This is a genomic window from Micromonospora sp. CA-248089 (assembly GCF_050948515.1).
GTDB lineage: Bacteria > Actinomycetota > Actinomycetes > Mycobacteriales > Micromonosporaceae > Micromonospora.
Genome location: NZ_CP192016.1, coordinates 1,490,317 through 1,516,530, shown reverse-complemented (window position 1 = coordinate 1,516,530; position 26,214 = coordinate 1,490,317). Strand labels below are relative to the sequence as shown.

22 protein-coding genes are annotated in these 26,214 nt (G+C 72.6%); 7 read left to right on the top strand and 15 right to left on the bottom strand.

Features of this window, described 5'->3' with window-relative positions:
- Window positions 1-64: 64 nt before the first annotated feature.
- The gene (locus tag ACQP26_RS07455; protein ID WP_433496100.1) at window positions 65-793 is read left to right on the top strand and encodes a nucleotidyltransferase domain-containing protein; all 729 of its coding nucleotides are present in this window, start codon (window positions 65-67) and stop codon (window positions 791-793) included.
- A gap of 19 nt (window positions 794-812) precedes the next feature.
- Here the strand turns inward: ACQP26_RS07455 and ACQP26_RS07450 are convergent, their stop codons facing one another.
- Complete coding sequence (locus ACQP26_RS07450) at window positions 813-1,529, bottom strand: VIT1/CCC1 transporter family protein (protein WP_194799779.1); 717 nt, start codon at window positions 1,527-1,529, stop codon at window positions 813-815.
- A complete protein-coding gene (map, locus tag ACQP26_RS07445; RefSeq protein ID WP_269701386.1) occupies window positions 1,526-2,383 on the bottom strand; it encodes a type I methionyl aminopeptidase in 858 nt (285 codons plus the stop codon). Before map ends, ACQP26_RS07450 begins: the two co-directional genes overlap by 4 nt.
- Window positions 2,384-2,477: 94 nt before the next feature.
- Here map and ACQP26_RS07440 point away from each other — a divergent pair, with 94 nt between their 5' ends.
- Window positions 2,478-2,792, top strand: a complete 315-nt coding sequence (locus ACQP26_RS07440) for an STAS domain-containing protein (protein ID WP_269701387.1) — start codon at window positions 2,478-2,480, stop codon at window positions 2,790-2,792.
- Window positions 2,793-2,812: 20 nt separating this feature from the next.
- Here ACQP26_RS07440 and ACQP26_RS07435 read toward each other — a convergent pair whose 3' ends face one another.
- The 6 genes from ACQP26_RS07435 to ACQP26_RS07410 form a co-directional block, all read right to left on the bottom strand.
- Window positions 2,813-4,060, bottom strand: a complete 1,248-nt coding sequence (locus tag ACQP26_RS07435) for an FUSC family protein (protein WP_433495294.1) — start codon at window positions 4,058-4,060, stop codon at window positions 2,813-2,815.
- Between the two features lie 55 nt (window positions 4,061-4,115).
- On the bottom strand, window positions 4,116-7,784 hold the full coding sequence (locus tag ACQP26_RS07430; RefSeq protein ID WP_433495293.1) for a SpoIIE family protein phosphatase: 3,669 nt from the start codon (window positions 7,782-7,784) through the stop codon (window positions 4,116-4,118).
- 206 nt (window positions 7,785-7,990) lie between these two features.
- Window positions 7,991-8,701 (bottom strand): gamma-glutamyl-gamma-aminobutyrate hydrolase family protein, encoded by a 711-nt coding sequence (locus ACQP26_RS07425; RefSeq protein ID WP_433495292.1) that lies wholly within the window; start codon window positions 8,699-8,701, stop codon window positions 7,991-7,993.
- A 55-nt stretch (window positions 8,702-8,756) separates the two neighbouring features.
- Entirely contained in the window at window positions 8,757-9,524 is a 768-nt protein-coding gene (locus ACQP26_RS07420; RefSeq protein ID WP_433495291.1) for a 3-oxoacyl-ACP reductase, read from the bottom strand.
- Between the two features lie 5 nt (window positions 9,525-9,529).
- Window positions 9,530-10,885 carry an aldehyde dehydrogenase family protein gene (locus tag ACQP26_RS07415; protein WP_281578728.1) on the bottom strand — a complete coding sequence of 452 codons (1,356 nt, stop codon included), beginning with the start codon at window positions 10,883-10,885 and terminating at the stop codon, window positions 9,530-9,532.
- A gap of 114 nt (window positions 10,886-10,999) precedes the next feature.
- On the bottom strand, window positions 11,000-12,364 hold the full coding sequence (locus tag ACQP26_RS07410; protein ID WP_433495290.1) for a glutamine synthetase family protein: 1,365 nt from the start codon (window positions 12,362-12,364) through the stop codon (window positions 11,000-11,002).
- Between the two features lie 86 nt (window positions 12,365-12,450).
- Here ACQP26_RS07410 and ACQP26_RS07405 point away from each other — a divergent pair, with 86 nt between their 5' ends.
- Window positions 12,451-13,629: a PQQ-dependent sugar dehydrogenase gene (locus tag ACQP26_RS07405; protein WP_433495289.1), complete on the top strand. Its 1,179-nt coding sequence runs from the start codon at window positions 12,451-12,453 to the stop codon at window positions 13,627-13,629.
- A 42-nt stretch (window positions 13,630-13,671) separates the two neighbouring features.
- On the opposite strand, the gene ACQP26_RS07400 is transcribed toward ACQP26_RS07405, so the two are convergent.
- A complete protein-coding gene (locus tag ACQP26_RS07400) occupies window positions 13,672-14,601 on the bottom strand; it encodes an ArsR/SmtB family transcription factor (protein ID WP_433495288.1) in 930 nt (309 codons plus the stop codon).
- Between the two features lie 88 nt (window positions 14,602-14,689).
- Here ACQP26_RS07400 and ACQP26_RS07395 point away from each other — a divergent pair, with 88 nt between their 5' ends.
- Window positions 14,690-15,970, top strand: a complete 1,281-nt coding sequence (locus ACQP26_RS07395) for an MFS transporter (RefSeq protein WP_433495287.1) — start codon at window positions 14,690-14,692, stop codon at window positions 15,968-15,970.
- Window positions 15,971-16,003: 33 nt separating this feature from the next.
- Here ACQP26_RS07395 and ACQP26_RS07390 read toward each other — a convergent pair whose 3' ends face one another.
- The 6 genes from ACQP26_RS07390 to pcaF form a co-directional block, all read right to left on the bottom strand.
- Window positions 16,004-16,381 carry a nuclear transport factor 2 family protein gene (locus ACQP26_RS07390; protein WP_433495286.1) on the bottom strand — a complete coding sequence of 126 codons (378 nt, stop codon included), beginning with the start codon at window positions 16,379-16,381 and terminating at the stop codon, window positions 16,004-16,006.
- Between the two features lie 29 nt (window positions 16,382-16,410).
- Window positions 16,411-17,985: an amino acid permease gene (locus ACQP26_RS07385; RefSeq protein ID WP_433495285.1), complete on the bottom strand. Its 1,575-nt coding sequence runs from the start codon at window positions 17,983-17,985 to the stop codon at window positions 16,411-16,413.
- Window positions 17,986-18,247: 262 nt separating this feature from the next.
- On the bottom strand, window positions 18,248-18,748 hold the full coding sequence (locus ACQP26_RS07380) for a DUF456 domain-containing protein (RefSeq protein ID WP_281578734.1): 501 nt from the start codon (window positions 18,746-18,748) through the stop codon (window positions 18,248-18,250).
- Between the two features lie 9 nt (window positions 18,749-18,757).
- Window positions 18,758-20,908 (bottom strand): putative bifunctional diguanylate cyclase/phosphodiesterase, encoded by a 2,151-nt coding sequence (locus ACQP26_RS07375; RefSeq protein WP_269701407.1) that lies wholly within the window; start codon window positions 20,906-20,908, stop codon window positions 18,758-18,760.
- A gap of 4 nt (window positions 20,909-20,912) precedes the next feature.
- Entirely contained in the window at window positions 20,913-21,731 is an 819-nt protein-coding gene (locus ACQP26_RS07370) for an SAM-dependent methyltransferase (RefSeq protein WP_269701408.1), read from the bottom strand.
- A 116-nt stretch (window positions 21,732-21,847) separates the two neighbouring features.
- Complete coding sequence (gene pcaF, locus ACQP26_RS07365) at window positions 21,848-23,053, bottom strand: 3-oxoadipyl-CoA thiolase (RefSeq protein WP_269701409.1); 1,206 nt, start codon at window positions 23,051-23,053, stop codon at window positions 21,848-21,850.
- Between the two features lie 99 nt (window positions 23,054-23,152).
- On the opposite strand from pcaF, the gene ACQP26_RS07360 reads away from it, so the two are divergent.
- From ACQP26_RS07360 to ACQP26_RS07350, 3 genes are all read left to right on the top strand, one after another.
- Entirely contained in the window at window positions 23,153-24,118 is a 966-nt protein-coding gene (locus tag ACQP26_RS07360) for a glutathione S-transferase family protein (RefSeq protein WP_433495284.1), read from the top strand.
- Window positions 24,111-24,779, top strand: a complete 669-nt coding sequence (locus ACQP26_RS07355) for a DUF998 domain-containing protein (protein ID WP_269701410.1) — start codon at window positions 24,111-24,113, stop codon at window positions 24,777-24,779. The genes ACQP26_RS07360 and ACQP26_RS07355 overlap by 8 nt, the downstream gene beginning before the upstream one ends.
- 136 nt (window positions 24,780-24,915) lie before the next feature.
- A complete protein-coding gene (locus ACQP26_RS07350) occupies window positions 24,916-26,196 on the top strand; it encodes a dicarboxylate/amino acid:cation symporter (RefSeq protein ID WP_181373726.1) in 1,281 nt (426 codons plus the stop codon).
- Window positions 26,197-26,214 lie beyond the last annotated feature (18 nt).

The following is a 26,214-nucleotide window of genomic DNA, read 5'->3' as shown; positions in this document are numbered from 1 at the left end:
CTGAAGCGTACGGTCGTACAAGTCGCACAAGTCGAACTGACGACGTTGCGGATTGGCGGTGGCCTTGGCCGGCGAACGAGATGCCGAGCGGCGTCTGGACGATCCACGGTGGCAGGTGGCCGAGCGGGTCGGTGACGCCGTCCTGCGGCGGTTCCCGGCCGACGTGCTGGCGGTCGCCGTACACGGTCCGCTCGCGCACGGCGACGACGACGGCGGCGGGGACCGCGAGGTCGGCCTGCTGGTCGTCACCTACCGGCCCGGCGCCGGACCGCCGCCCGCCACCCGGCGGGTGGACGGCGTACTCGTCGACCTCACGGTGGCCGGGGCGGACGACTACCTGCGCCGGGCGACGACGATCACGTCCCGCTGGCCGCTGGCCGCGGACCGGTACGTGACGACCCGCGCCCTGCACGATCCGACCGGCTGGCTGCGGACGCTGCGCGACGAGCACCTGGCACGGCTGGCACGCGCCCGGCCGGCGGAGTTCACGAGCGCGGCGCGGCAGGCGTGGTACCGGGGCAGCGCGGCGCACGCCCGCGCGTTGCGGCTGGCCGAGTGGTACGAGACGGACCAGGCGCTGCTCATGCTCGGCGAGGCGCGGCTGGCCGCCGCCACCGTGCAGGGACTGTTCAGCCGCACCTACTTCCGCGATCCCGGGGACGCGGTGCGGCGTACCGGGCTGGCCGGGGCGGACATGACCGAGGTGGGCGCGGCGCTGACCCGGCAGGCCGAGGAACTGGCCGCCCGGGGGCGGCCGGTCGACGGCACGATCGACGACCTGCTGTCCGGTTGACGGCCGGGGTGGCTCAGCCTCAGCCGATACCGCCGCTGACGCCGATCAGCGCGCCGATCAGGTAGGTCGCGCCGGCCGCCAGCCCGCCGAGCAGCAACTGCCGCAGACCGGCACGCCACCAGGCGCGGTTGGTGAACCGGGCCACGATCGCACCGGCGACGAAGAGGCCGACGCCGCCGACGCCGAGCGCCAGCCAGAGGCTGGTGAAGCCGAGCAGGTACGGCAACAGCGGCACCAGCGCGCCGATCGAGAAGCAGACGAACGACGAGATCGCCGCGGCCCACGGGCTGGGCTGGTCGTCGGGGTCGACGCCCAGTTCCTCCCGTACGTGCACCCGCAGCGCCTCCTCCGGGTTGGCGCGTACCGCCTCGGCGACCTGTGTCGCCAACTCGCGGGACAGTCCACGGGCGACCCAGGCGTCTGCGAGTTCCCGGGCCTCGGCCTCCGGGTGGCGTTCCAGCTCGCGCCGCTCCTTGGCCACCTCGGCGGCGACCTGCTCGTTCGCGGACCGGACGCTCGTGTACTCGCCGAGGCCCATCGAGATGGCACCGGCCACCAGGCCGGCCGTGCCGGTGAGCACCACGCTGCGCGGCGACACCCCGCCTCCGCCCACACCGGCGATCAGCGCGATGTTGGTGACCAGCCCGTCCATCGCGCCGAAGACGGCCGGACGCAGCCAGCCGCCGGACACGTCCGCGTGGTGCGCCTCGCGCAGTGCCGCCGGGGTGTCGGTCACGGCAGGGTCAGGATCTCGTAGCCGTCGTCGGTCACGACGATCGTGTGCTCGAACTGGGCCGTCCACCGGCGGTCCTTGGTGACCACCGTCCAGCCGTCGTCCCACATGTCGTACTGGTAGGTGCCGAGCGTGATCATCGGCTCGACGGTGAACGTCATGCCGGGCTCCATCACGTCCGTGGGGCGCGGGCTGTCGTAGTGCGGCACGTAGAGGCCACTGTGGAACGCCTCGCCGATGCCGTGCCCGGTGAAGTCGCGGACCACGCCGTAGCCGAAGCGCTTCGCGTACGACTCGATGACCCGGCCGATGACGTTGATCTGCCGCCCCGGGGCGATGGCCTTGATGCCGCGCATCATCGCCGTGTGGGTCCGCTCGACCAGCAGGCGGGCCTCCTCGCTCACCTCGCCCACGCAGAACGTGGCGTCGGTGTCGCCGTGCACGCCGTTCAGGTACGCGGTGACGTCGACGTTGATGATGTCGCCGTCCTCGAGCACCGTGGTGTCCGGGATGCCGTGGCAGATCACCTCGTTGAGGCTGGTGCAGCACGACTTCGGGAAGCCCCGGTAGCCGAGCGTCGACGGGTAGGCGCCGTGGTCGCAGAGGAACTCGTGCACCACCCTGTCGATCTCGTCGGTGGTCACGCCGGGCTTGCAGTGCTCACCGGCGAGCTGGGTGGCCTGGGCGGCGAGACGCCCCGCCACGCGCATCTTCTCGATGGTCTCCGGCGTCTGCACGTGCGAGCCGCGCCACTCCTGGGGGCGCTTCTTACCCACGTACTCCGGGCGCGGGATGTGGGCGGGGACCGCTCGCCACGGGGAGAGCGTGCCGGGGGTCAGCGGCGCACGGACGGTCATGGCCCAAGCCTATCGCCGGGGGTGGTGTGCCCCCCGCCACAGGCCCGCCGGGCAGGTTGTTGCCGTGCCGCAAACGCTGTGCCATTGTTGCTCCGTGGATCAAGGGGGCGCGGCGCCCGTCTTCTCCGTGACGGCGCAGGTCGACGGCGACCAACTGCGCGTCCAGGTGACCGGCGAGGTCGACATGGCGACCGCCGACACCATGTTCCAGACCGCGCTCCGCGAGCCCGCCAAGCAGCTCACGCTCGACCTGCGGGCGGTCACCTTCTTCGACTCGGCCGCCATCCACGCGGTGGTCCGGCTCGCGCAGCGGTTCCCGGCCGCGCTCACCGTGCTGCCGTCCCCGCAGGTCCGGCGCGTGCTGGACATCTCGGGCCTGGGCGACCAGGACTGGCTCGCCCGCACCTGACCGACTCGGGCGCCCTCCGGCTAGGAGGCCTCTCCCATCCCGGGCGACAGGCCCGGCCCCGGTTCCGGCCGCCCGCGATCCGACGCGGGGTGCCGCCCTCCCGTCTCCCCCGCGGTGTCCGGGGCGAGATCACGACGCAGCGACTCGGCGTCGCGCTTGCGCACCCCGCTCGCCCGGATCGTGTTCACCGCGATGATGGTGAGTTCGTTCGCCACGTTGATGCCGCTGACGCGCAGACCGCTGCGCAACGCCTCCTGAGCGAGGCGGAGGGCCGACATCGCGGCCCGCTGGGATCGGGAGGGCCGGTCGGTGGACGGGGACCAGCCCGCAGCGACGGTGCGCGCGGCCTCGGCCAGGCACCGCACGGCCTCGGCGAGCGACGGCGGAACGGGCTCGTCGTCACGGATCGCGCGTTCGAGGTTGAGCGCGACGTCGCGGCTGTGCAGCAGGGACCGGATCATGAGGATGGCGCCGTGCCGCCACCCCTGCAGCGCGCTCTGGTTGTGCCACCGTAGCGGCGAGATGCGGACGACCTCGTCGGCTGCCGACAGCGCGGTCTCCACGTCCGAGGTGTCGAGCCGGCGCAGGGTGTCGAGGACCTGACGGGCCAGCTCGGCGTCCCGGGCCAGGGCCGCGTCGGCCAGGCGGTCCAGCCCGGCGGCCATCTGGTTGAGCAGGGGCCGGCCGGCCCGCCGGATCCGGTAGATCGGGTTCAGGGGCAGCACCACGACCGCGACCAGGATGCCGACCGCCCCACCGACGACGCCGTCGAGGAAGCGGGGCAGCGCGATGTCGGTCCGGGCCGGGAACAGCACGGCGATCACCATCGCGCTGCCGCCGACCTGGGTGACGAACGCGCCCTCGTCGCTGAGCAGGACGGCGACGAGGATCGCGGCGGCGACGATGACGCCGATCTGGACGTATCCCTGCCCGACCCAGGAGACCAGCAGGTCGCCCAGCATGATGCCCACCGCCACGCCGGCGACCAGCAGCAGCGTACGGCGGAAGCGCTGGCTCACCGAACTGGCGATGGTGCCGACCGCGACGGCGGGCGCGAACAGCGGTTGCGGGTTGTGGATCAGGTCCTTCGCGACCCACCACGCGACTGCGGCGGCCACCCCGCACTGCACCGCCACGAGCAGGCTCAACCGCACCCGCCGCAGCCGATCCCGCACAGTGTCCCGGCCGGTACGGCGAATCGCCGTCCACGCCGCACCTACCGGGTCGTTCCCGCTGCCGTGGGAAGGACGGAACGGCTCACGCCCCATGAGGCGATCCTAGGGACTTCGCCGCATTTGATCCCGCTTTACGCGGCAAACAGCCTCAGTCCCGGTCGGTCAGCCGGCGGCGCAGCGTCAACTCGGTGCCCGCCTCGGTACGCGTCACGTCCATCTCCCCCAGCGCCTGGATCAGCGCCAGCCCGCGCCCCCGGAAGCTCGACCCGCTCGACTCCCGCCAGCGTCCGCTGTCCCGGACGGTCGCGGTGACCGTCCGGTCGGCGATCGTCACCTCGACCTCGATCGTCGGATCCACCGGGTCGACCGGATGCTCGATCGCGTTCGCCGCCGCCTCGGAGACCGCCACGGTCAGGTCGAACAGGTCGGTCTCGCCGACCTGGTGGGCGACGAGGAAGTCCTCCAGCCGCTTGCGCAGCACGCTGAGCCGGGTCGGGTCGGCGGGCAGGCGCAACGCGAAGCGGTTCAACTCGGCCGCCTCCAGCGCGAGCACCGCCACGTCGTCGTGCCGGGACCGCTCGGCCACCCGCGCCATGACCGCGTCGACCAGGTCCGCAACGTGCGCGGCGCGCGCCGTCGCGTCGGCCCGCAACTGGCCCAGCCCGGCGTCGATGCCCGCGGACCGGTCCTCGATCAGGCCGTCGGTGTAGAGCAGGAGCCGGTTGCCCGGGGCGAGCTCGCCTTCGGCGGCCGGGTAGACGGCGCCGGGAATCGCCCCGATCGGCGGTCCGAGGGCCCGATCGTGCAGGAACGCCACGTCGTCTCCTCGGATCAGCAGGGGTGAGGGATGACCCGCGCTGGCGTACCGGATGCGGCCGGTGCGCGGGGAGAAGCCGAGGCAGACCACTGTGGCGAAGGAGCCGCTGCCGGCGGAGTGGACCAGCCGGTTGAGCCGGGTCAGCGCCTCGCCCGGGTCGTAGCCCTCCATGACGTACGCCCGCAGCGCGTTGCGGAGCTGGCCCATCGCCGCGGCGGCCCGCACGCCCTTGCCCACCACGTCGCCGATGACCAGCACCAGGTCGTCGTCGGCGGTGGCCGTCACGTCGTACCAGTCGCCGCCGACCTCCACGTCGGCGCTGCCGGGCAGGTAGCGGCTGGCCACCACCGCGCCGGGCAACTGCGGCAGCGTACGCGGCAGCAGGCTGTGCTGAAGCGTGGTCGCGATGTGGTGTTCGGCCTCGTAGAGCTGGGCGTTCTCCAGCCGTACGCCGATCAGCCGGGCCAGTTGGGCCAGCGCCGCCTCCTCGGTGCCGCCCCCCTCGCGGCGCCACACCCGCAGCTCGCCGAGCTGCTCGCCGGACGTGCCGGTGAGCGGCAGCACGACTGTCGGCTCGGCGGGCAGGTCACCACCGGCGTCCTCCTCGTGGCGGGCCCCGGTGGCGGAGACCCGGACCCGTCCGGCCTCGGCCAGGCGCAGCGCGTGCCGGGCCGCCACCCGCGCCACCTCCGCGGTGGACCGGGCGGTGTTGATCTCCACGGCCGCGTCGGCGAGCGCCCGCAGCCGGCGGATGATCTGCCCGCGCAACTGGCCCAGTTCGACGTTGGCCCGCACCCGCGCCACCAGCTCCTGGCTGGAGAAGGGCTTGGTCAGGTAGTCGTCCGCGCCGGTGGACAGGCCGGCGACCTCCTCGGCGGCACCGGCCCGCGCCGAGAGCAGCACGATCGGCACGTGCCGGGTGGCCGGTTCGGCGCGCAGCGCGGCGACCAGCCCGAAGCCGTCCAGCCGGGGCATCATCACGTCGGTCAGCACCAGGTCGAACGGGGTCTCCACGGCCAGCCGCAGCGCCTCCACGCCGTCCGGCACGGCCACCACCTCGTACGCCGGGGAGAGCAGCCGGACGACGTGCTCGCGCAGGTCGGGGTTGTCGTCGGCGAACAGGATGCGGCCGGAACCGCCGGGCGAGCCGGACGGCTCCGGCAGCCCGGTCGGACGGGCCACCTCGTCGGTCCAGAGCGCCGTCTCGGCGACGTAGAGGCGGGCCTGCTCCGATTCGCTCAGCGGCACCGGGGACAGGGCGGCCACCCGGTCGGCGGGCAGGTGCGCGTACCCGAAGGGCATGGTCACGGTGAACGTGGTGCCCCGGTCGACGACGCTGTGCGCGGTCACCGTGCCGCCGTGCATCTCAACCAGCTCGCGGACCAGGGCGAGCCCGATCCCGGTGCCCTCGTGGGTCCGCGAGCGGGCACCGGCGACCCGGTGGAACCGCTCGAAGACCTGCGGCAGCTCCTCCGGCGCGATGCCGACGCCGGTGTCTGTCACCTCCAGGACGGCGGCGCCGTCGGCCGCGCGGACCCGGACCCGGATCTCGCCGTCGAAGGTGAACTTGACCGCGTTGGACACCAGGTTGAGGACGATCTTCTCCCACATGTCCCGGTCGACGTAGACCGGCGCGGGCAGCGGCGGGCAGTCCACCACCAGGCGCAGCCCGGCGCGCTCGATGGCCGAGCGGAACGTGCTGGCCAGCCGGGAGGTGTAGTCGGACAGGTCGGTGGGCTGGTAGCGGGCGGCCAGCCGGCCGGACTCCAGCCGGGAGAAGTCGAGCACCGTGTTGACCAGCTTGAGCAGGCGCAGCCCGTTGCGGTGCATGACGGTGAGCCGGTCGAGGTACCGCTCGGGCAGTTCCCGGTCGGCGAGCATCTCCTCCAGCGGCCCGAGGACCAGCGTGAGCGGGGTACGGAACTCGTGGCTGACGTTGGCGAAGAAGCTGGTCTTGGCGCGGTCCAGCGCGGCCAGCTCGGCGGCGCGGGCGCGTTCCTGCTCGTACGCCCGCTGCTTGCCCACCGCCCGGGACACCTGCGCGGCGACCAGGTCGACGAAGTCGCGGTAGTCGTCGGCGAACGGCAGCCGCCGGGACACTCCGAGCAGCAGCACGCCGGCCGGCTCGTTCGTGGCGGTCAGCGGCAGCAGGAGCGCCTGGTCGGCGGCGTCCGGCGGCACCGCGCCGGGCAGGTCGGCGGTGGCGATCCAGCGCGGCGCGGTCAGCGGCTCGTCGTCGGGCAGCCCGGGCGGCGGGCCGGCGACGGTGTCCGGGTCCACGCCCGAACAGCCGGCCGGTACCAGCGACCCGGTCTCGTCGGAGAACCAGACCGCGCTGAACGGCACGTCGGCGCGGTGGGCGTCGAGCACCCGGGTGACAGCCCGGCCCAGTTCGAGCATGCCGGGTACGTCGCCCAGCTCGTTGCCCAGCTCGGCGAGGACACGCAGCCGGCGTTCGCCGAGCACCCGGCCGGTGGTCTCGTTGACGAAGCAGAAGATCCCGCTGACGGTGCCGTCGGCGTCGCGGATCGGGTCGTACGAGACGTCGAAGTAGACGTCCTCCAGGAACCCGTGCCGGTTGATCACGAAGGGGTGGTTCTCACCCCGGTACGGCACGCCGGTGCGGCGCACGGCGTCGAGCAGCGGGCCGAGCACGTCCCAGGTCTCGGCCCAGTGCCGGCGTGCGGCCTGGCCGATCACGGCGGGGTGCTTGTCGCCGATGGTCGGCCGGTAGGCGTCGTTGTAGAAGGCCAGATGGTCTTCGCCCCAGAACACCACCATCTGGGCGCGGGACGACAGCATGGTGCTCACCGCGTGGCAGAGCGCCGCGGGCCAGCGGTCCGGGCTGCCGAGGGCGGTGGTGGACCAGTCGAAGGCGCGCAGCCGGCCACCCATCTCACCGCCGGCGGCGAACGCCGCGGCGAGCAGCGGCGGTAGTGACGCCTCGCCGGCCGCGGGGGACGAACGACCGTCCTCCCCGCCCCCGTGGGCCGAGCTCATGCAGCCTCCCGCTCCGGCCATGATCATGACGGCCGGCGATTCTCCGCCGACCGTCCCCGCGTACTACCCCGACGGACGAGCAACGTAACGCACCCGCACCGTTCGACGCTGGTTACCTCCTCCTCATCCTGGCGTAACCGACGGTCAGGGGCGACTCGGGCGGTCCTCGCTGGTCGGCGGGACCACCGATTCGGCCTCTCCCCCACCTACGAAACGCGGGTGTGTGATCTAGCCGACATCGCGGCCCGGACCAGCGCGGCCACCGGCCGCGGGTCGGTCTCGTTCTCCGGATGCCACTGCACGCCGAGCACGAAGCGCCGCACCGGATCCTCCACCGCCTCGATCACCCCGTCGTCGGCCCAGCCGGTGACCGCGAGGCCGCCGGGGTCGGCCACCGCCTGATGGTGGTACGAGTTGACCCGGTCCACCCCGGCCATCACCTCGGCGGCCCGGCTACCGGCGGCGAAGCGCACCGGATGCGAGCCGTACACGCCCGGCGCGGGACGGTGCCCGTCGTGCCCGACCACGTCCGGCAGGTGCTGGTGCAGCAACCCGCCGTACGCCACGGCGAGCAGTTGCATCCCCCGGCACACGCCCAGCACCGGCAGGTCGGCGGCGAGCGCGGCGGTCAGCAGCGTCGCCTCCCCGGCGTCGCGCTCCGGCCGGCTCTCGGTACGCGGGTCCGGCGGCTCGCCGTACCGCTCCGGGCCGACGTCCGCGCCGCCGGCAAGCAGCAGCCCGTCCAGCAGCCCCAGCACGTCCGCGTCGGCGTCGTCCGGGGGCAGCACCACGGCCCGGCCGCCCGCCGCGGTGACCGAACGGACGTACGCGTGCGGCACGAGCGTCGCCGGCACGTCCCGCCACACCGCCCAGCCGGCCGGCTCGACGTACGCGGTGATGCCGATGACCGGCCTCACTGTGCCGGCCCGGTTCGCGACTGCGGGGCTCGCAAGATCGGCTCACTCCTCGCGCTCACAGGGGTGTCACGTAGGCACCGGTGATGCCGCCGTCGACGACGAACTGCGCGGCGGTCATGAACGACGCGTCGTCGCTGGCGAGGAACGCCACCGCGGCGGCGATCTCGGTGGGATCGCCGAACCGGCCCATCGGCACATGCACCAGCCGCCGGGCCGCCCGCTCCGGGTCCTTGGCGAACAACTCCAGCAGCAGCGGCGTCGCCACCGGCCCGGGGCACAGCGCGTTCACCCGGATGCCCTCGCGGGCGAACTGCACGCCCAGCTCCCGGGTCATCGCCAGCACCCCGCCCTTGCTCGCCGTGTACGCGATCTGCGACGTCGCCGCGCCCATCAGCGCCACGAACGAGGCGGTGTTGATGATCGAGCCCTTGCCCTGCCGGCGCATGTGCGGGATGACGTACTTGCAGCACAGGTAGACGCTCGTGGTGTTCACCCGCAGCACCCGTTCCCAGGCGTCCAGGCCGGTCTCCAGGATGGAGTCGTCGTCCGGCGGCGAGATGCCGGCGTTGTGGAACGACACATCCACCCGGCCGTGCCGCCGCACCACCCCGTCGAACAGGTCGCGTACGGCCGCCTCGTCCGCGACGTCGGCGGCCACGAACTCGCCGTCCACCTCCTGCGCGGCCCGGGTGCCGGCGTCGGCGTCGATGTCCACGCACACCACCCGCGCGCCCTCGGCGGCGAAACGCCGTACGGTGGCCAGCCCGATGCCGCTGCCGGCGCCGGTCACGACCGCCACCCGGTCGGAAAGCCGTCCCTGCACTGTGATCACTCCTCGGTGCCGATGAACACGTTCTTGACGTCGGTGAAGGCGTGCAGCGCGTCCGGACCCAGCTCCCGGCCCAGGCCGGAGCGTTTCATCCCGCCGAACGGGGTCCAGTAGCGCACCGAGGAGTGCGAGTTGACGCTGAGGTTGCCGGCCTCGACAGCGCGCGCCACCCGCACCGCGCGGCCCACGTCCCGGGTCCAGATCGAGCCGGAGAGGCCGTACTCGGTGTCGTTGGCGAGCCGGATCGCGTCCGCCTCGTCGTCGAACGGCAGCACCGAGACGACGGGGCCGAAGACCTCCTCCCGCCAGTGCCGATCCGCCGGGGAGCCGGCGAGCAGCACCGTCGGGGCGTACCAGAAGCCGGGGCCGTCTGGGCACGAGCCGGTGAAGGCGACGTCCGCGCCGTCGACGTACCCGGCGACCCGGTCCCGGTGCGCGGCGGAGATCAGCGGGCCCATCTCGGCCGTGTCCCGGGCCGGGTCCTCCACCCGCACCGCCCGTACGGCCGGTTCGAACAGTTCCAGGAAACGGTCGTACACCCGGCGCTGGACCAGGATCCGGGAGCGGGCGCAGCAGTCCTGGCCGGCGTTGTCGAAGACCGCGTACGGCGCGGTGGCCGCCGCCTTCTCCAGGTCCGCGTCGGCGAAGACGATGTTCGCCGACTTGCCGCCCAGCTCCAGCGTCACCCGTTTCACCTGGGCCGCACAGCCGGCCATGATCCGCGTGCCGACCTCGGTCGAGCCGGTGAAGCAGATCTTGCGGACCGCCGGGTGGGTGACGAACCGTTCGCCGACCACGCTGCCCTGGCCGGGCAGCACGGTGAAGACACCCTCGGGCAGGCCGGCGTCGCGGGCCAGTTCGGCCAGGCGCAACGCGGTCAGCGGGGTCAGCTCGGCCGGCTTCAGCACCACCGTGTTGCCGGCGGCCAGCGCCGGGGCGAATCCCCAGCCGGCGATCGGCATGGGGAAGTTCCACGGCACGATCACGCCGACCACGCCCAGCGGCTCGTGGAAGGTGACGTCGAGCCCGCCGGGCACCGGGATCTGGTGGCCGGTCAGCCGTTCCGGCGCGCCCGCGTAGTAGTCGAGCACGTCGCGGACGTTGCTCGCCTCCCAGCGCGCGTTGCCGATGGTGTGCCCGGCGTTGCGTACCTCGAGGAGCGCCAGCTCCTCCAGATGCGCGTCGACCTGGGCCGCGAACCGCCGCAGCAGCCGCCCCCGATCCCCCGGCGCCACCCGACGCCACGTCTCGAACGCCGCAGAAGCCCGCGAGACAGCAGCGTCCACGTCGTCAACGGAGCACCCCGGAACAACCCCGATCCCGACCCCGTCGACAGGCGAAATCACCTCACCCACGCGCACCCCTCCCCTTCTCCCCGCCGATCTTGCAGTTGCTGCCCCGGCAAAAGCCGCACGACACCCCGACCGGGGGCCGCAAGTGCAAGATCGGCGGGGAAACTGGGGGTGGGGTCAGAGGCGTTCGAAGCCACGTACCAGCTCCCAGTCGGTCACCGCGGCGTCGAAGGCGCTCAGCTCTACCTTCGCCTGGTTGGCGTAGTGGTCGGCCACCTCGTCGCCGAACGCCTCCCGGGCCACCTCGGAGCGCTGCCACAGGTCCAGCGCGTCCCGCAGCGTGGTGGGCACCCGCTCGGCGTCCGGGTCGTCGTACGCGTTGCCGGTACACTCGTCCGCCAGCTCCAGCTCGTTCTCGATGCCGTGCACCGCCCCGGCCACCAGCGCGGCGATCGCCAGGTACGGGTTGACGTCGGCTCCCGGCACCCGGTTCTCCACCCGCATCCCCTGCCCGTGCCCGACCAGCCGCAGCGCGCAGGTGCGGTTGTCGGTGCCCCAGCGCAGCGCGGTCGGGGCGAACGAGCCGGGCTGGTAGCGCTTGTAGGAGTTGATGTTCGGGGCGAAGAACAGGCTGAACTCGCGCATGGTGGCGAGCAGCCCGGCCAGCACCCGCTGCCCGGTGACGCTCAGATGCGCCGGCCCGTCCCCCAGCATCGCCGACGAGCCGGAGGAGTCGCGCAGCGAGAAGTGGATGTGGCAGGAGTTGCCTTCCCGCTCGTTCGGCTTGGCCATGAACGTGATCGCCATGCCCTCCTGGGCGGCGATCTCCTTCGCGCCGTTCTTGTAGATGACATGGTGGTCGGCGCAGCGCACCGCCTCGTCGTACCGGAAGGCGATCTCGTGCTGGCCGAGGTTGCACTCGCCCTTCGCGCTCTCCGGGGTGAGCCCGGCGCCGGCCATCTCGGTGCGGATGCGGCGCAGCAGCGGCTCGACCCGGGCGGTGCCGAGCAGCGAGTAGTCCACGTTGTACTGGTTGGCCGGCGTCAGGTCGCGGTAGCCGCGCCGCCACGCCTCCTCGTACGAGTCGCGGTAGAGCACGAACTCCAGCTCGGTGCCCGCGTACGCGGTCAGCCCGTGCGCGGCCAGCCGGGCGAGCTGCCTGCGCAGGATCTGCCGGGGTGAGGCGACCACCGGGCCGGAGCCGTCCAGCCACTCGAGGTCGGCCAGCAGCAGCGCGGACCCGGGCTGCCACGGCATCCGGCGCAGCGTGTCCAGGTCGGGGCGCATGGCGAAGTCGCCGTAGCCGCGTTCCCAGCTCGACATCGCGTACCCGTCGACGGTGTTCATGTCGACGTCCACGGCGAGCAGGTAGTTGCAGCCCTCGCTGCCGTGCGCGACCACCTGGTCGAGGAAGTAGGGCGCGTGGAACCGCTTGCCCTGCAGTCGGCCCTGCATGTCGGTGAGGGCGAGCACCACCGTGTCGATCTCACCCTCGGCGACGGCGACCCGCAACTGTTCCAGCGAGAGCGGCGTTTGCTTCATCAGGGGCCTCCATCACCAAGGTCTACTGGCAAACCGGATCACCGTCAATGCCCCGGCGAGGCCGGTGGCGAAACCGAGGAGCGCAGATGCGCCGTCGTACCGTCGCGGTCGTCGCCGCCGTCCTCGCGATCGTGCTGGCCGCCACCGACGCCCACGCGGGCAACCGGCCCACCGGGCAGCGCCCCGCGGACGGCCCGGACCGGCCGGTCCCCGCCGACGCACGACAGCGCCCGGTCGCGCTCGACCTGCGCGGCTTCGACGGGCGTGCCGGCTGGTCCGGCTACGACCTGACCCGTCCCCGCGTCGTCGCGACCGGGCTGGAGGCGCCGTGGGGGCTGGACTTCCTGCCCGACGGCAGCGCCCTGGTCGCGCAGCGGGACCGGGGCACGATCCTGCGCGTACGCCCGGGACGCCCGGCCCGGCAGGTGGCCCGGATCGCCGACGTGGCCGCCGGTGGGGAGACGGGCCTGCTCGGGCTGGCGGTCTCCCCCACGTACCGCCGGGACCGGTGGGTCTACGCCGCCTACACCACGGCGACCGACATCCGCATCGTCCGGTTCCGCCTCGGCTCGGCCCGCGCGCCCCGGGTGCTGGTCAGCGGCATCGCCCGCAGCTCGGTGCACGCCGGCGGGCGGATCGCGTTCGGCCCCGACGGCATGCTCTACGCCGGGATCGGCGACGCCGGGGTGGCCACCCGCGCGCAGGATCTGACCAGCCGCAACGGCAAGATCCTGCGCATCCGCCCGGACGGCGGGGTGCCGGCGGGCAACCCGTTCCCCGGCTCGCTCGTCTACAGCTACGGCCACCGCAACGTGCAGGGCCTCGCCTGGGACCGGCACGGCCGGCTGTTCGCCACCGAGTTCGGGCAGAGCACCTGGGACGAGGTGAACCGGATCGTGCCCGGGGGCAACTACGGCTGGCCGCTCGTCGAGGGCGTCGCCGGTGATCCCCGGTTCCGCGACCCGGTCGTCGTGTGGCCGCCCGCCCAGGCGTCCCCGAGCGGCGCCGCGTTCACCAGGGGCACGCTCTACGTCGCCGCGCTGCGCGGCGCGCGGCTCTGGGCGGTGCCCGTCGACGCCGCCGGCCACGTCGGCGTACCGGTGCCGGAGCTGGCCGGCACGTACGGCCGCCTGCGTACCGTCGAGGTCGCGCCGGACGGCGCGCTCTGGGTGGCGACCAGCAACCGCGACGGCCGCGGCACCCCGGCGGCCGGCGACGACCGCATCCTGCGCTTCCCGCTCACCCACCGCCGCCCCACGATCTGACCCCAGAGGTACGCGGACAGCGCGGCCCGGGATCGGTTCACGTCAGAACGATGAGGCACCGGCCACGAGCGCCCGGGCCGCGTCGGTCCACCAGTAGAAGACCTCGCGGCCCGACCGGCGCTTCTGAAGCAGGCCGGCCTCCGTCAGCACGCGCAGGTGACCCCCGACAGTGCCCAGTGGCAGTTCGGTCGCGGCGACCAATGCGGTGGTGCTGATCGGTTCGGCCGCCTGCACCAGGATCCGGCTCCGTGCGTCACCGAGCAGACGCCGCAGAGGATCCGGCGTGCCGAGAGGCGCCCCGGCGAAGATCCCCGTCACCGGATAGACGATCCCGAACCGGTCGGGCAACCTCCAGGAGACCCAGCCTCCCCGGCAGTGGGCCGCGAAGAAGGTCAGCTCCCCGCCCCGTACGTCGCACGGCGGGTAGGGCCGTTCCTCGACCTGCAACCGGCCGTCGCCGAGCCAGCACATGCCCGGCCGCATGTCGTCGATGACTCCGGCCCATCCGTCCCTGCCCAGGCGGGAGATCCGGGACACCACGTCGGCGCGCAGTACCGATTGCCGGCGCGGCCAGTCCGCCTCGATCGTGTGGTGCCAGACCCAGCGCAGCAGAGCAGCAGCCCGGCCCGCCAACCCTGGACCGCGCAACTCGGGGGGCAGCGGGGAGCGTACGCGGGCCAGATCCGCGCGGATCCGCTCGTCCGGCAGCGATTCCAGCGCCACGATCTCGTCGTCGAGCGTCATGTTCGGACGGGCGGGAGGCACCGTCATGAAGTCGGCCATCCAGGAGGACGACATGGCGTGCGCCACGATGGCCGCGGTCACCGGGTCGTCGTCAAGGAAACCGTGGAATGCGTCGGCGTGCTGGTCCCGCCAGGCCCGGTGCCACGGAAGCGGCTGACCTCGGCGCAGGATGTTGAGCGCCCCCAACGTCTCGGTGAGTTGTGACGTGCCGAAACGTGCCTGCGCCATCACTTCTGCGTCGACCAGGAACACCGCCACGTTTCGCCTCCAGTCGAAACTCTAGGGTGGCACCGCGCGACACCTCAAGCTGCCGGCCATGCAGAGCGTCATTCAGTCGACCGGACCGCGGACCGTGGGCGCGCGGAACTTCAGGGCGTTGTGGGCCGGTGTCGGGATCACCAACCTGGCCGACGGCGTCGTCAAGCTGACCCTGCCCCTGGTGGCCGTGTCGATGACGGACTCCCCCGCGCTGGTCGCCGGCATCACTCTGGCCAACACCCTGTCCTGGCTGTTGTTCTCGCTGCCCGCCGGCGTCCTCGCCGACCGGGTCGACCGCCGACGCCTGATCATGGCCTCGACCGTCGTACGCTCCCTGATCCTGGCCGTGCTCGTCGCCGGCTTCCTCGCGGACGCGCTGCCGCTGGCCGGCCTGTACGCGGGAGCACTGGCACTCGGCATCGCCGAGGTGTTCACCGACACCACCCGGATGTCGGTGGTGCCGATGGTCGTCCCCCGAAACCGCATGGAGTCCGCGTACGCCAAGTTGACCGCGACCGAGACCGTCGCCAACGAGTTCATCGGGCCTCCTCTGGGCGGGCTGCTGGCTGCCGCCGGGCTGGCCGTCGCGCTCGGCGCCGGAGGCGCCGGCTACGCCGCGGCGCTGCTCGCCTTGGCGCTCATGACTGGTCCCTATCGCAGCAACCGCCACCCCGGCTCGACGCCGAGCGCGTCCGGCCTTCGCGCCGACATCCGGGAGGGCGTCCGGTACGTGTGGCGGGAGCGGGTATTGCGGACGCTGCTGCTGGTAGCCGGCGCGGCGAGTGGCTGCTGGGCGGCGTGGATGTCGGTCATCGCCGTCTATGCGGTCGCGCCCGGACCGCTGGACCTCAGCCGCTCGGAGTACGGACTGCTGATCGGCGCCCTGGGAGTGGGCGGCGTGCTGGGCGCCAGTGTCGCGCCGGCGCTCACCCGCCGGCTGGGAAGGCCGGTCGTCCTCACCGCGTCGATGGCCTGTTTCGCCGTGCTGCTGGCGGCACCGGCGATCTCCTCGTCACCCCCGCTGATCGCCGTGACCACCCTCCTGGGCGGCGCCGGCAGCGGCGCCTGGAACGTCACCTACAGCTCACTGCGCGCGCGCGTCGTCCCCGACGCGATGATGGGGCGCTACAGCGGGGTGAGTCGCCTGACCAGCTGGGGATCGATGCCGCTCGGGGCTCTGCTCGCCGGCTTCACCGCGGAACTGATCGACGTCAGAGCGGTCTTCTGGGGCGGGGCAGCGCTGTGTGCCCTGGTGATCGCGGTGACGTTGCGTACGGTCAGCTCGCCGGAGTTCCGGCGGTTGGAAGCCCGCGCGAACGCCTCCACGGATCGCGACTGACTCGCCGCGATCCGAGGTGCCGACGCTGACGCGTCACATCGGCTGGACCCAGGCCGCTCGCCACTGCGGGGACGGGTCCGCACCGAGGCTCGTCCAGTACTCGCGGCCGTCGACGATCCTCCCGTCGCGCACGGTCCAGAACGACGCGACCCGGTGCACGCCCATCTCCTCGTGCGGCACCTCCACCTCGGACACCACCGTGTCGCCAGATGCCACCACCCGCAGTACCCGGATCGACCAGCCCTCCGGGTACTCGGCGTTGATCTTCACGTAGTTGTCGCGGCCCACGATCCGTTCCGCGCTGACCGGCCACTCGACCACCACGTCGTCGGCCAGCAGATCGCCGACTCCGGTCCAGTCCCGGGCCTGCATGCGATCCCACAGCGCGCGTACCACCGTTTCCGTCTCCATCGGCGGATCATGGCAGTACCCACCGACAGCTACGACGGTTCGACGGGCTCCGGCTCCGGTTCCGGCTGGTCGACGGTGCGGCGCGGGCCGGTGAACCACTTGCGGGCCGAGGCGTACCACCAGATGCCGACGCCGAGCAGCACCCCGCCCACGGCGATCGGCGCGTAGTTCACCGCCGTCCAGCTGAAGTCGGGGTTGCCTGGTACACCGGCAGGGACGATCGGCAACACGAAGTAGATCGAGATGACAGCGATCTCGACCACCGCGATCCAGCCGAGCAGCTTGTAGCGCCGGCCGAGCGTCCACGGCCCCGGGGTGAACCGGTCGCCCATCCGCAGCCGCAGGAAGATCGGGATGATGAAGGACAGGTAGAGCCCGATCACCGCCACCGACACCACCGCGTAGAACGCGACCGGGATGCCACCGCGCTGGTAGAGCGCGGGCAGCGTGAGCACCAGCCCGGCGAGCGTCGCGCCGATGATGGCGTTGACCGGCGTGCCGTTGCGGTTGACCTTCGACCACAGCCGCCAGCCCGGCACCGCGCGGTCCCGGCTGAACGCGTACGCCATCCGCGACATCGACGTCACGCAGCTCATGCCGCAGAAGAACTGCCCGATGGTGGAGATGATGATGACGGCCTTGAAGAAGAACGGCGTCAGCGCGCTCTCGAAGATCGCCCCGGAGAAGCCGCCCGCCTCGTTTATGGCGTCCACGTCGGTGGCCGCGAACAGGAACGCCAGCAGCAGGATCCAGCCGCCCACCGCGGAGTAGAAGATCGACCGCCACAGCCCCTGCGCGGCGGCCTTGGAGGCGCCCCGGGTCTCCTCGGAGACGTGCGCGCAGGCGTCGAAGCCGGTGATCGTGTACTGCGTGAGCAGGAAGCCCAGCGGCAGCACGTAGAACCAGAACGCCAGCCCGCCGGTGTCACCGTCGCCGAAGCCCGAGTTGTTGAACCGCTCGGTGAAGACGAACTGGAAGCTCTGGTGGTTGTCCGGGACCAGGACCAGGATCAGCACCACGGCGGCCGCGCCTGCCACGTGCCACCAGACCGAGACGTTCTGGAGTACGTCGATGATGCGATGCCCGTAGATGTTGATCAGGCCGTGCAGCGCGAGGATCACCACGAACAGCCCGAACGTCTGGTGCCCGGTGCCGGCCCAGCCGTCGAACAGCGCCGACAGCGTCAGGTTGAGGAAGGTGGCGCAGCCGTAGTCGACCGACGCGGTCACCGCCACCAGCCCGATCAGGTTGAGCCAGCCGGTGAACCACCCGTGCACCGGCCGGCCCATGGTCGCCGCCCACCAGTAGATCCCGCCGGCCGTCGGGTACGCCGACACCAGCTCGGCCAGGCAGAAGCCGATGATCAGGATGAACAGCGAGATCAGCGGCCAGCCCCAGGAGATCGCCACCGGGCCGCCGTTGTTCCACGCCTGGCCGAACGTGGTGAAGCAGCCGGCCAGGATCGAGATGATGGAGAACGAGATCGCGAAGTTGGAGAAGCCGCTCCACTTGCGGCGCAGCTCCTGTTTGTAGCCGAGTTCGGCGAGTCGTCGGGCGTCGTCGTCCATCGGCTGCTCGGCGGTCGGCGCGGGCGTCGTGGCCACTGCACACCTCCTCGAGGCGATGCTCGTGCGAGTGCTCGCAGTGTGCTCCCGGCCGATCAAGGTGGTCAATACGTAGCCCGGTAATTGCGTTGTCGCCCGATCCCACGAGGGGCATCATTGTGGGCGTGACCAGGCCCGACCCGACGGGCCGGCACCGGGCGCTCGGCAACGCCCGGTCCGCGGCGGCGCGCGGCGTCCACCTCTCTCTCACTGATGTACGGCGCTCGGCCGTACCCTCCGGACGCCCCGCGCCGCCGCACCTCTAGACGAACAGCAACCCCGCGACCCACAGCGCGGCGATCATCAGGCCGGCGGTGAACTCCAGGACCATCGACAGCCCGGCCGCCTTGAGCGCCTGCACGGTGGCCGGCCAGGCCAGGCGGGTGTCGCCGAGCCGCAGCCGCTCCGCGCCGAAGATCCCGCCGACGAAGCCGATCGGCAGCCCGACCACCGGGATGACGAAGAACCCGACCACCCCGAGCAGCCCGCCCGCCAGCAGCGACGTGGTGGGCACGCCGGTCCGCTTCAGGTTCCGCCCCGGCCAGAGGTACTTGAGCACGGTGCCGCCCGCGGCGATCACCGTGGCGGCGGCGAGCACCGCCCAGCGGCCCGGTCCGGCGTCGCCGAACAGCGTCCACACCAGCACTCCGCCCCAGCACAGCGGCAGCGCCGGCAGCCCCGGCACCACCACCCCGGCCAGGCCGGCGACGATCGCCAGCGCGGTGACCACCGACACGACGGCCTGCGAATCGGTAAGGCTCACAGTTCTCTCCTACCCGCCCAGGCGGGCGCGGATGCCGTCGGCGGGCATCGGTGCGCCGAACAGCCGGCCCTGCCCGGTGTCGCACCGTAGCGCCCGCAGCCGTTCGGCCTGCACCTCGGTCTCCACCGCCTCGGCCGTCACCGACAGCTCCAGCGCGTGCGCCAGCCGGACCAGCGCGTCCACGATCCGCTCGTCCCGGTGGTCGGCCACCGCGTCCCCGCCGTCACCCCGTATCCCCTCGACGAACGGACCGGCCAGCTTCACGCAGTGGATCGGCAGCCGCCGCAGGTACGCCAGGTTCGAGTAGCCGGTGCCGAAGTCGTCGATGGCCAGCCGCAGCCCGAGATCGGCCAGCTGGTGCAGCGTCCGCAACGGCTCACCGGCGCTGCCCATGACGGCGCTCTCGGTCAGCTCCAGTTGCAGCAGCTCCGCCGGCAGGCCGGTGTGCTGCAACGCCTCGGCCACCGTTTCCACGATGGCCGGGTCGTCGGCCTGCCGCGCGGCCAGGTTGACGCTCACCACTGGCGTGGTGTCCGGGTACGCGCGCCGCCACGACTCGGCGTCGCGGCAGGCCTGACGCAGCACCCAGGCGCCGAGGCGGACGATCAGGCCGGTCTCCTCGGCCAGCCCGATGAACCGGTCCGGCCCGATCAGCCCCAGTTCCGGGTGCTGCCAGCGGACCAGCGCCTCGACCGCCACCATCGTGCCGTCCAGCAGCGACACGATCGGCTGGTAGTGCAGCACGAACTCGCCCCGGTCCAGCGCGGCGGGCAGGTTCGCGGCCAGCGCGGAGCGGGCGATGTCGGCGGCGCTGCGCTCCGGGTCGTACACCGCCCAGCGGCCCCGGCCCTCCGCCTTGGCCCAGTAGAGCGTGGTGTCGGCGGCCTTCATCAGGTCACCGACGCTCGTCTCCGCCGCCGGGCACTCCACGATGCCGATGCTCGCCGACACGGCCAACTGCTGGTCGCCGACGTGCACCGGCGCGGACACCGCGGCCAGGGCCAGTTCGGCGACCTCCACCGCGTCGTCGATGCCGCCGTCGGAGTCGACCAGGATGACGAACTCGTCGCCGCCCATCCGGGCCACCAGGTGACCGCGCCCGGCCACGCAGTCGCTGAGCCGGCGGGCGATCACCTTGAGCAGCCGGTCGCCCAGGTCGTGGCCGAGGCTGTCGTTCACCGCCTTGAAGCCGTCCAGGTCGATGAAGCAGAGGCCGACGCGCTGGTCCGGGCCGGCGCCGTCGAAGACCTCGCCGAGTTGTTCGAAGAACAGCGTCCGGTTGGGCAGGCCGGTCAGCGGGTCGTGCAGCGCCTGGAAGCGCAGCCGCTGCTGCAGCTCGTACCGCTGGGTGATGTCCTCCACCATCGCGACGGTGAACCGGGGCCGGCCGTCGTCGTGCCGGATCAGCGAGACCGCGAGGTCGGTCCAGACCACGCTGCCGTCCTTGCGGTAGTAGCGCTTCTCCACCCGGGCGCTGTCCCGCTTGCCCTCGATCACCTCCTGGTACAGCTCCCACATCCCGGCCGCGTCGTCGGCATAGGCCAGCGCCGACACGTTCATCCGCCGCATCTCCGCGACGGTGTAGCCGAGCATGTCCGCGAAGGCCTGGTTGACCTCGATGATCTGCCCGTCCACCCCGGCGATGCCGATGCCGATGACGGCCCCGGTGAAGACCGCCCGGAACCGCGCCTCGCTGTCCCGCAACGCCTGCTCGACGGTGTCCCGGGCCTGCCAGGCGGACCTGGCGATCCGCTCCTGCTGGCTGAAGACCCGGTCGCGCAGCGCGCGGGCGAACCCGGCGGCGAACGCGCCCTGGAGCAACGCGACCCGTTCACGCAGTTCCGGCGACTCCGTCCGCGACGGCAGCACCCAGGGCAGGAACCGGTCGCCGAGTGCCTGCACCGACCAGTCGAGCACGCCGGGCTCGGTGAGATGCGCCTGCACCAGGGCACGCCCCACCTCCTCCGCCGGGCCGGCGGAGAAGGTGGGGGCGAGCAGGGCCTCGCCGAGCCGTTCGGTGAGCGGCACCAGCAGGCGCTCGGTCTCGGCCGCGCTCAACGGCACGAACCCGATGCGGCGCACCGCACGTGCCCACTCGGCGGCGTACGCGGCGGCGCCGGGCCGGCTGACGTCTCCCCCGTCGCTGTCCGGGGTGCGCATGGGCTCAGCCGGCGGCGCGGTCGTGCCGGGCGACGCCGCCGAAGGCTCCGAACCGCTCCGGGTGCTCGTCCACGTCGGACGGGGAGTCGGGCCGCCACAGCGGCATGTGCACCACGCCCGGCTCGAGGATCGTCCAGTCGCCGAAGAAGCCGGTGATCTCGGCCCGGGAGCGCAACGTGATCTCGGTGGCGGTACGCGCCGACAGCCGCTGCGCGTCCAGCATCTCCTGCGGCTGGTCCTCGAAGGTGGAGTGGGAGATGACCAGGTAGCTGCCGGGTGCGGCGGCGGCGCGCAGCGTGGCCAGGATGTCGGCCGGGCGGTCCGCGTCCGGCACGAAGTGCACCACGCCGGCGAGCAGGATGCCCAGCGGCCGGTCGAAGTCGATCAGGCCGCTGGCGCGGGCGTGGTCCAGGATCAGCTTCGGCTCGCGCAGATCGGCCAGGACCGCGGTGGCCCGGTCGTTGCCGGCGAGCAGTTCGTGGCTGTGCGCCACGGCCACCGGGTCGATGTCCACGTACACGATGCGGGCGTCCGGGTCGGCGGTCTGGGCGACCTCGTGCACGTTGCCGACGGTGGGGATGCCGGAGCCGATGTCGAGGAACTGGTCGATGCCGGCGTCGAGCAGCACGCGTACGGCCCGGCGCAGGAACTCCCGCCCGGAGCGCATCGTGGCGGCCAGGTTCGGCGTCATGGCCGCGATCTGTTCGGCGAGCTGCCGGTCGATCTCGAAGTTGTGCGCCCCGCCGAGGAAGTAGTCGTAGACCCGGGCGGCGCTCGGCCGGCTCAGGTCGATCTCGGTGGGAAGGCTCTCCGGCGTCTGCATCGCTCGGTCCCCCAGGTCGTCGTCCGCCGTCGATGGCGGATCATGTGGTCTACACCACTCTAGGCGCGTACGGCCGGGTTCGGGAGATCCACCTGAGGCGATGCGGGCGCCCCGGTTCAGTCGGCCGACTCCAGCAGCATCGAGATGCCCTGACCGACTCCGATGCACATGGTGGCGAGCGCCCGCCGGCCGCCCCGGCGACGCAGTTCCAGCGCGGCGGTCAACGCCAGCCGGGCACCGCTGGCGCCGAGCGGGTGACCCAGCGCGATGGCCCCGCCGCCGGGGTTGACGTGCTCGGCGTCCTCCGGCAGGCCCAGCTCGCGCAGCACCGCCACCGACTGCGCGGCGAACGCCTCGTTCAGCTCGATCACGTCCACGTCGGCGAGCGACAGGCCCGTCCGGTCGAGCAGCTTCCGGGTCGCCGGAACCGGGCCGATGCCCATGATCCGTGGCGGTACGCCCGCCGACGCGGCGCCGCGTACCCGGGCCAGCGGGGTGAGGCCGTAGCGCTCGACGGCGGCCGCGGACGCGACCAGCAGCGCGACGGCGCCGTCGTTGACGCCGGAGGAGTTGCCGGCGGTGACGGTGCCGCCCTCGCGGAACGGGGTGGGCAGCGCGGCGAGCTTCTCCAGCGTCGTCTCGCGCGGGTGCTCGTCGGCCTCGACCAGCTTGGTCTCCCGCTTGCCGGCGGGCACCGTCACCGGGACGATCTCCTCGGCCAGCCGGCCGTCGGCCTGTGCCTTGGCGGCCCGCTGCTGCGACCGGTACGCGAAGGCGTCCTGCGCGGCCCGGTCCACGCCGAACTCGGCGGCGACGTTCTCCGCCGTCTCCGGCATCGAGTCGACGCCCCAGCCCTTGCGCATCAGGGGGTTGACCAGCCGCCAGCCGATCGTGGTGTCGTACACCTCGGCGGTGCGGGCGAACGGCGTGGCCGCCTTCGGCATGACGAACGGCGCACGGCTCATGCTCTCCACGCCGCCGGCCACCACCAGGTCGGCCTCCCCGGCGACGATCGCGCGGGCGGCGGAGGCGAGCGCGTCCAGCCCGGAGCCGCAGAGCCGGTTGACGGTGCTGCCCGGCACCTCCTCCGGCAGGCCGCCGAGCAGCGCCGCCATCCGGGCCACGTTGCGGTTGTCCTCACCGGCCTGGTTGGCGCAGCCCAGGATCACGTCGTCGGTGCGGGCCCAGTCGACCGACGGGTGGCGGGACACCAGCTCGCGGACGACGTGCGCGGCCAGGTCGTCGGGGCGGACCCCGGCCAGGGCGCCGGCGTACCGGCCGATCGGGGTACGGACTCCGGCAACGAGATAGGCCACTGTCATCGCGCGTACGTCCTTCGGGGGGTGGGAAGGGGTCGGTCGGCGGGTCGCGGGAGTACCCGGCGCCAGGATATCCGTGACCCGAGCGGATAGGTTTGCCGCATGTCCGGGGCTCAGTTCAGCGCAGAGACCAGCGGCGGCGGCGCGTTCGTCCGCCAGCCCAACCGGTTCACCGGCCGGGTCACCCCGCACTCCACCTCACCCGAGGGCGGCGGGCCGGACGATGCGGGGCGCTGGCCACTGGAGGCGGGCCGCTACCGGCTGATCTGGTGCCGGGCCTGCCCGTGGGCGCACCGGGCCCGGATCGTGCGCGGCCTGCTGGGCCTGGACGAGGTGATCTCGCTGGGCACCGTCGACCCGATCCGGGACGAGCGGGGCTGGCGGTTCGCGCTCGACCCGGACGGCTTCGACCCGGTGCTCGGCATCGGTTTCCTGTCCGAGGCGTACCTGTCCACCGACAGGGACTACACCGGCCGGGTGACAGTGCCGGCGCTCGTGGACACGCTCACCGGGCGGGTGGTGACGAACGACTATCCGCAGCTCACGCTGGACTTCTCGACCGAGTGGCGGCGGTTCCACGCGCCGGACGCGCCCGATCTCTACCCGGTCGAGCTGCGCCCGGAGATGGACGCGCTCATGGCGGAGATCCACCGGGACGTCAACAACGGCGTCTACCGGTGCGGCTTCGCCACCTCGCAGGAGGCGTACGACGAGGCGTTCACCGCGCTGTTCGCCCGCCTCGACGCGCTGAGCGAGCGGCTGTCCGGTCGGCGCTACCTGATGGGCGACGCGATCACCGAGGCGGACGTGCGCCTGTTCACCACGCTGGTGCGCTTCGACGTGGCGTACCACGGGCACTTCAAGTGCAACGAGCGCAAGCTCACCGAGATGCCGGTGCTCTGGGCGTACGCGCGGGACCTGTTCCAGACGCCGGGCTTCGGCGAGACGGTGGACTTCGACCACATCAAGCGGCACTACTACGCCACCCACGACATGATCAACCCGACCCGGATCGTGCCGCTCGGCCCGGATCTGTCCGGCTGGACCACCCCGCACGGACGTGGCTGAGGACACCGGCCGCCGGATCGCCGCCGCGTTCGCCGCCGTCTGCCTGGCCGCCGGCGTCGCCGCGGTGACCGTTGCGGTGGTCGCCGGTCCCGGTCCGGGCCCCGCCGGGTACGTGAGTGAGGCGGGCATCGCCGACAGCGGGTACGCCGGGGCGTACCGGATCGGGATCTTCTCGGTGGCCGCGTCGCTGCTGCTGCTCGCCGGGGCGCTGCCGCCGGGGTTACGGGCGGCGGCCGGGCTGCTCGGCGTCGGCGCGGTGGCCACGGTGCTCTCCGGCGCGGTCACGTGCAGCGAGGGCTGCCCGCTGCCGCCGTTCGAGGCGCCCACGGTGGCCGACCTGGTGCACGGCGGGGCCAGCATCGCGGCGACCGCCGTGGTGGTCCTCGCCATGCTGGCGCTGCTGTTCTCCCCGGAGGCGGACCTGGGGTTGCGGCGGATCGCCGCGGTCGGCGCGGCGCTGGCGTTACCGGTGGCCGCCGTGGTCGCGCTGGCACTGCTGCTGGTCGGCCGCAGCCCGCTGCTCGGGCTGTCGGAGCGGGTGCTGCTGGTCGTGGTCGCCGCGTGGGGGCTGGCCACCGCCGGCTACCTGGCTGTAAGGAGCCTCACGACCGACGGTCCTTCCATTCCGGCGCAAGAAGGGAGTAACGTGTCGCGACGATGACCAATGTCTGGTGCCTCACCGAGCGCCTGTACGTCGATCTGCGACGGCAGGCCAGCGGCGTCTGTCCGGCGTAGCTCCACGCCCTGACGCCCGCCTTCCCTCTCCAGACCTTGGATCCGTCCTCATGACTTCCGCCCTGCGCAGAATTCCCTTCTCCGTCCAGATCCTGCTCGGCCTCGTGCTCGGCGTGGCGCTCGGTTTCCTCGCCCGCGCCGCCGACCTCGCCTGGCTGACCAGCACGCTCGACACCGTCGGCGGCCTCTTCGTCCAGCTGCTCAAGCTCGCCGTGCCGCCGCTGGTCTTCACCGCCATCGTGGTCAGCGTGGTCAGCCTGCGCGGCGTCGCCAACGCCGCCCGGCTCGCCGTCAAGACGCTGCTCTGGTTCGCCGTCACCGCGCTGATCGCGGTGAGCATCGGCATCGGCCTCGGCCTGCTCACCGACCCGGGCCGGGGCGTCAACCTGGACCCGGCCGGCGCCACCGCGCCGAAGACCACCGGCTCCTGGATCGACTTCCTCACCGGCATCGTCCCGACCAACCCGGTCGGCGCGTTCGTCGAGGGCAACGTCCTGCAGATCGTCTTCCTCGCCCTGGTGGTGGGCGCCGCCGCGCTGCTCGTCGGCGACGCCGCCGAGCCGTTCGTGTCGCTCAACCGCTCGCTGCTCTCGATCGTGCAGAAGGCGCTCTGGTGGGTCATCCGGCTCGCCCCGATCGGCACGCTGGGCCTGATCGGCAACGCCGTCGCCTCGTACGGCTGGGACCTGCTGGCCCCGCTCGCGAAGTTCACCACCGCCGTCTACGTCGGCTGCGCGCTGGTGCTGTTCGTGGTCTACCCGGTGCTGCTGGCGGTGGCCGGCAAGCTCAACCCGCTGCGCTTCTTCGCCGGCGCCTGGCCCGCCATCGAGCTGGCGTTCGTCTCCCGCTCGTCGGTGGGCACCATGCCGGTGACCCAGCGCTCGGTCGAGCGCCTCGGCGTCCCCCGCGAGTACGCCTCGTTCGCGGTGCCGTTCGGCGCCACCACGAAGATGGACGGCTGCGCCGCCATCTACCCGGCGCTCGCCGCGATCTTCGTGGCGCAGGTGTTCGGCGTGAACCTGGGCGTCACCGACTACCTGCTCATCGCGTTCGTCTCGGTGGTCGGCTCGGCCGCGACCGCCGGCCTGACCGGCGCGATCGTCATGCTCACGCTGACCCTGAGCACGCTGGGCCTGCCGCTGGCCGGTGCCGGCCTGCTGCTGGCGATCGACCCGATCCTGGACATGATCCGTACCGCCACGAACGTGGCCGGCCAGGCGGTGGTGCCGACCATCGTGGCCGCCCGGGAGGGGACGCTCGACCGGGCCGCGTACGACTCGGCCGGCAAGCGCGACCTGATCGAGCCGGTCGAGACCGAGCGACTCGACCCCGTACCCGCCTGATCCACACTCCAACGGGTG

What these genes read in the sequence shown, in the direction of transcription:
- ACQP26_RS07360 (WP_433495284.1), top strand. Translation starts at nt 23,153, where the DNA reads ATGTCCGGGGCTCAGTTCAGCGCAGAGACCAGCGGCGGCGGCGCGTTC.
- ACQP26_RS07395 (WP_433495287.1), top strand. Translation starts at nt 14,690, where the DNA reads ATGCAGAGCGTCATTCAGTCGACCGGACCGCGGACCGTGGGCGCGCGG.
- pcaF (WP_269701409.1), bottom strand. Translation starts at nt 23,053, where the DNA reads ATGACAGTGGCCTATCTCGTTGCCGGAGTCCGTACCCCGATCGGCCGG.
- ACQP26_RS07405 (WP_433495289.1), top strand. Translation starts at nt 12,451, where the DNA reads ATGCGCCGTCGTACCGTCGCGGTCGTCGCCGCCGTCCTCGCGATCGTG.
- ACQP26_RS07430 (WP_433495293.1), bottom strand. Translation starts at nt 7,784, where the DNA reads ATGAGCTCGGCCCACGGGGGCGGGGAGGACGGTCGTTCGTCCCCCGCG.
- ACQP26_RS07375 (WP_269701407.1), bottom strand. Translation starts at nt 20,908, where the DNA reads ATGCGCACCCCGGACAGCGACGGGGGAGACGTCAGCCGGCCCGGCGCC.
- ACQP26_RS07390 (WP_433495286.1), bottom strand. Translation starts at nt 16,381, where the DNA reads ATGGAGACGGAAACGGTGGTACGCGCGCTGTGGGATCGCATGCAGGCC.
- map (WP_269701386.1), bottom strand. Translation starts at nt 2,383, where the DNA reads ATGACCGTCCGTGCGCCGCTGACCCCCGGCACGCTCTCCCCGTGGCGA.
- ACQP26_RS07400 (WP_433495288.1), bottom strand. Translation starts at nt 14,601, where the DNA reads ATGGCGCAGGCACGTTTCGGCACGTCACAACTCACCGAGACGTTGGGG.
- ACQP26_RS07370 (WP_269701408.1), bottom strand. Translation starts at nt 21,731, where the DNA reads ATGCAGACGCCGGAGAGCCTTCCCACCGAGATCGACCTGAGCCGGCCG.
- ACQP26_RS07435 (WP_433495294.1), bottom strand. Translation starts at nt 4,060, where the DNA reads ATGGGGCGTGAGCCGTTCCGTCCTTCCCACGGCAGCGGGAACGACCCG.
- ACQP26_RS07410 (WP_433495290.1), bottom strand. Translation starts at nt 12,364, where the DNA reads ATGAAGCAAACGCCGCTCTCGCTGGAACAGTTGCGGGTCGCCGTCGCC.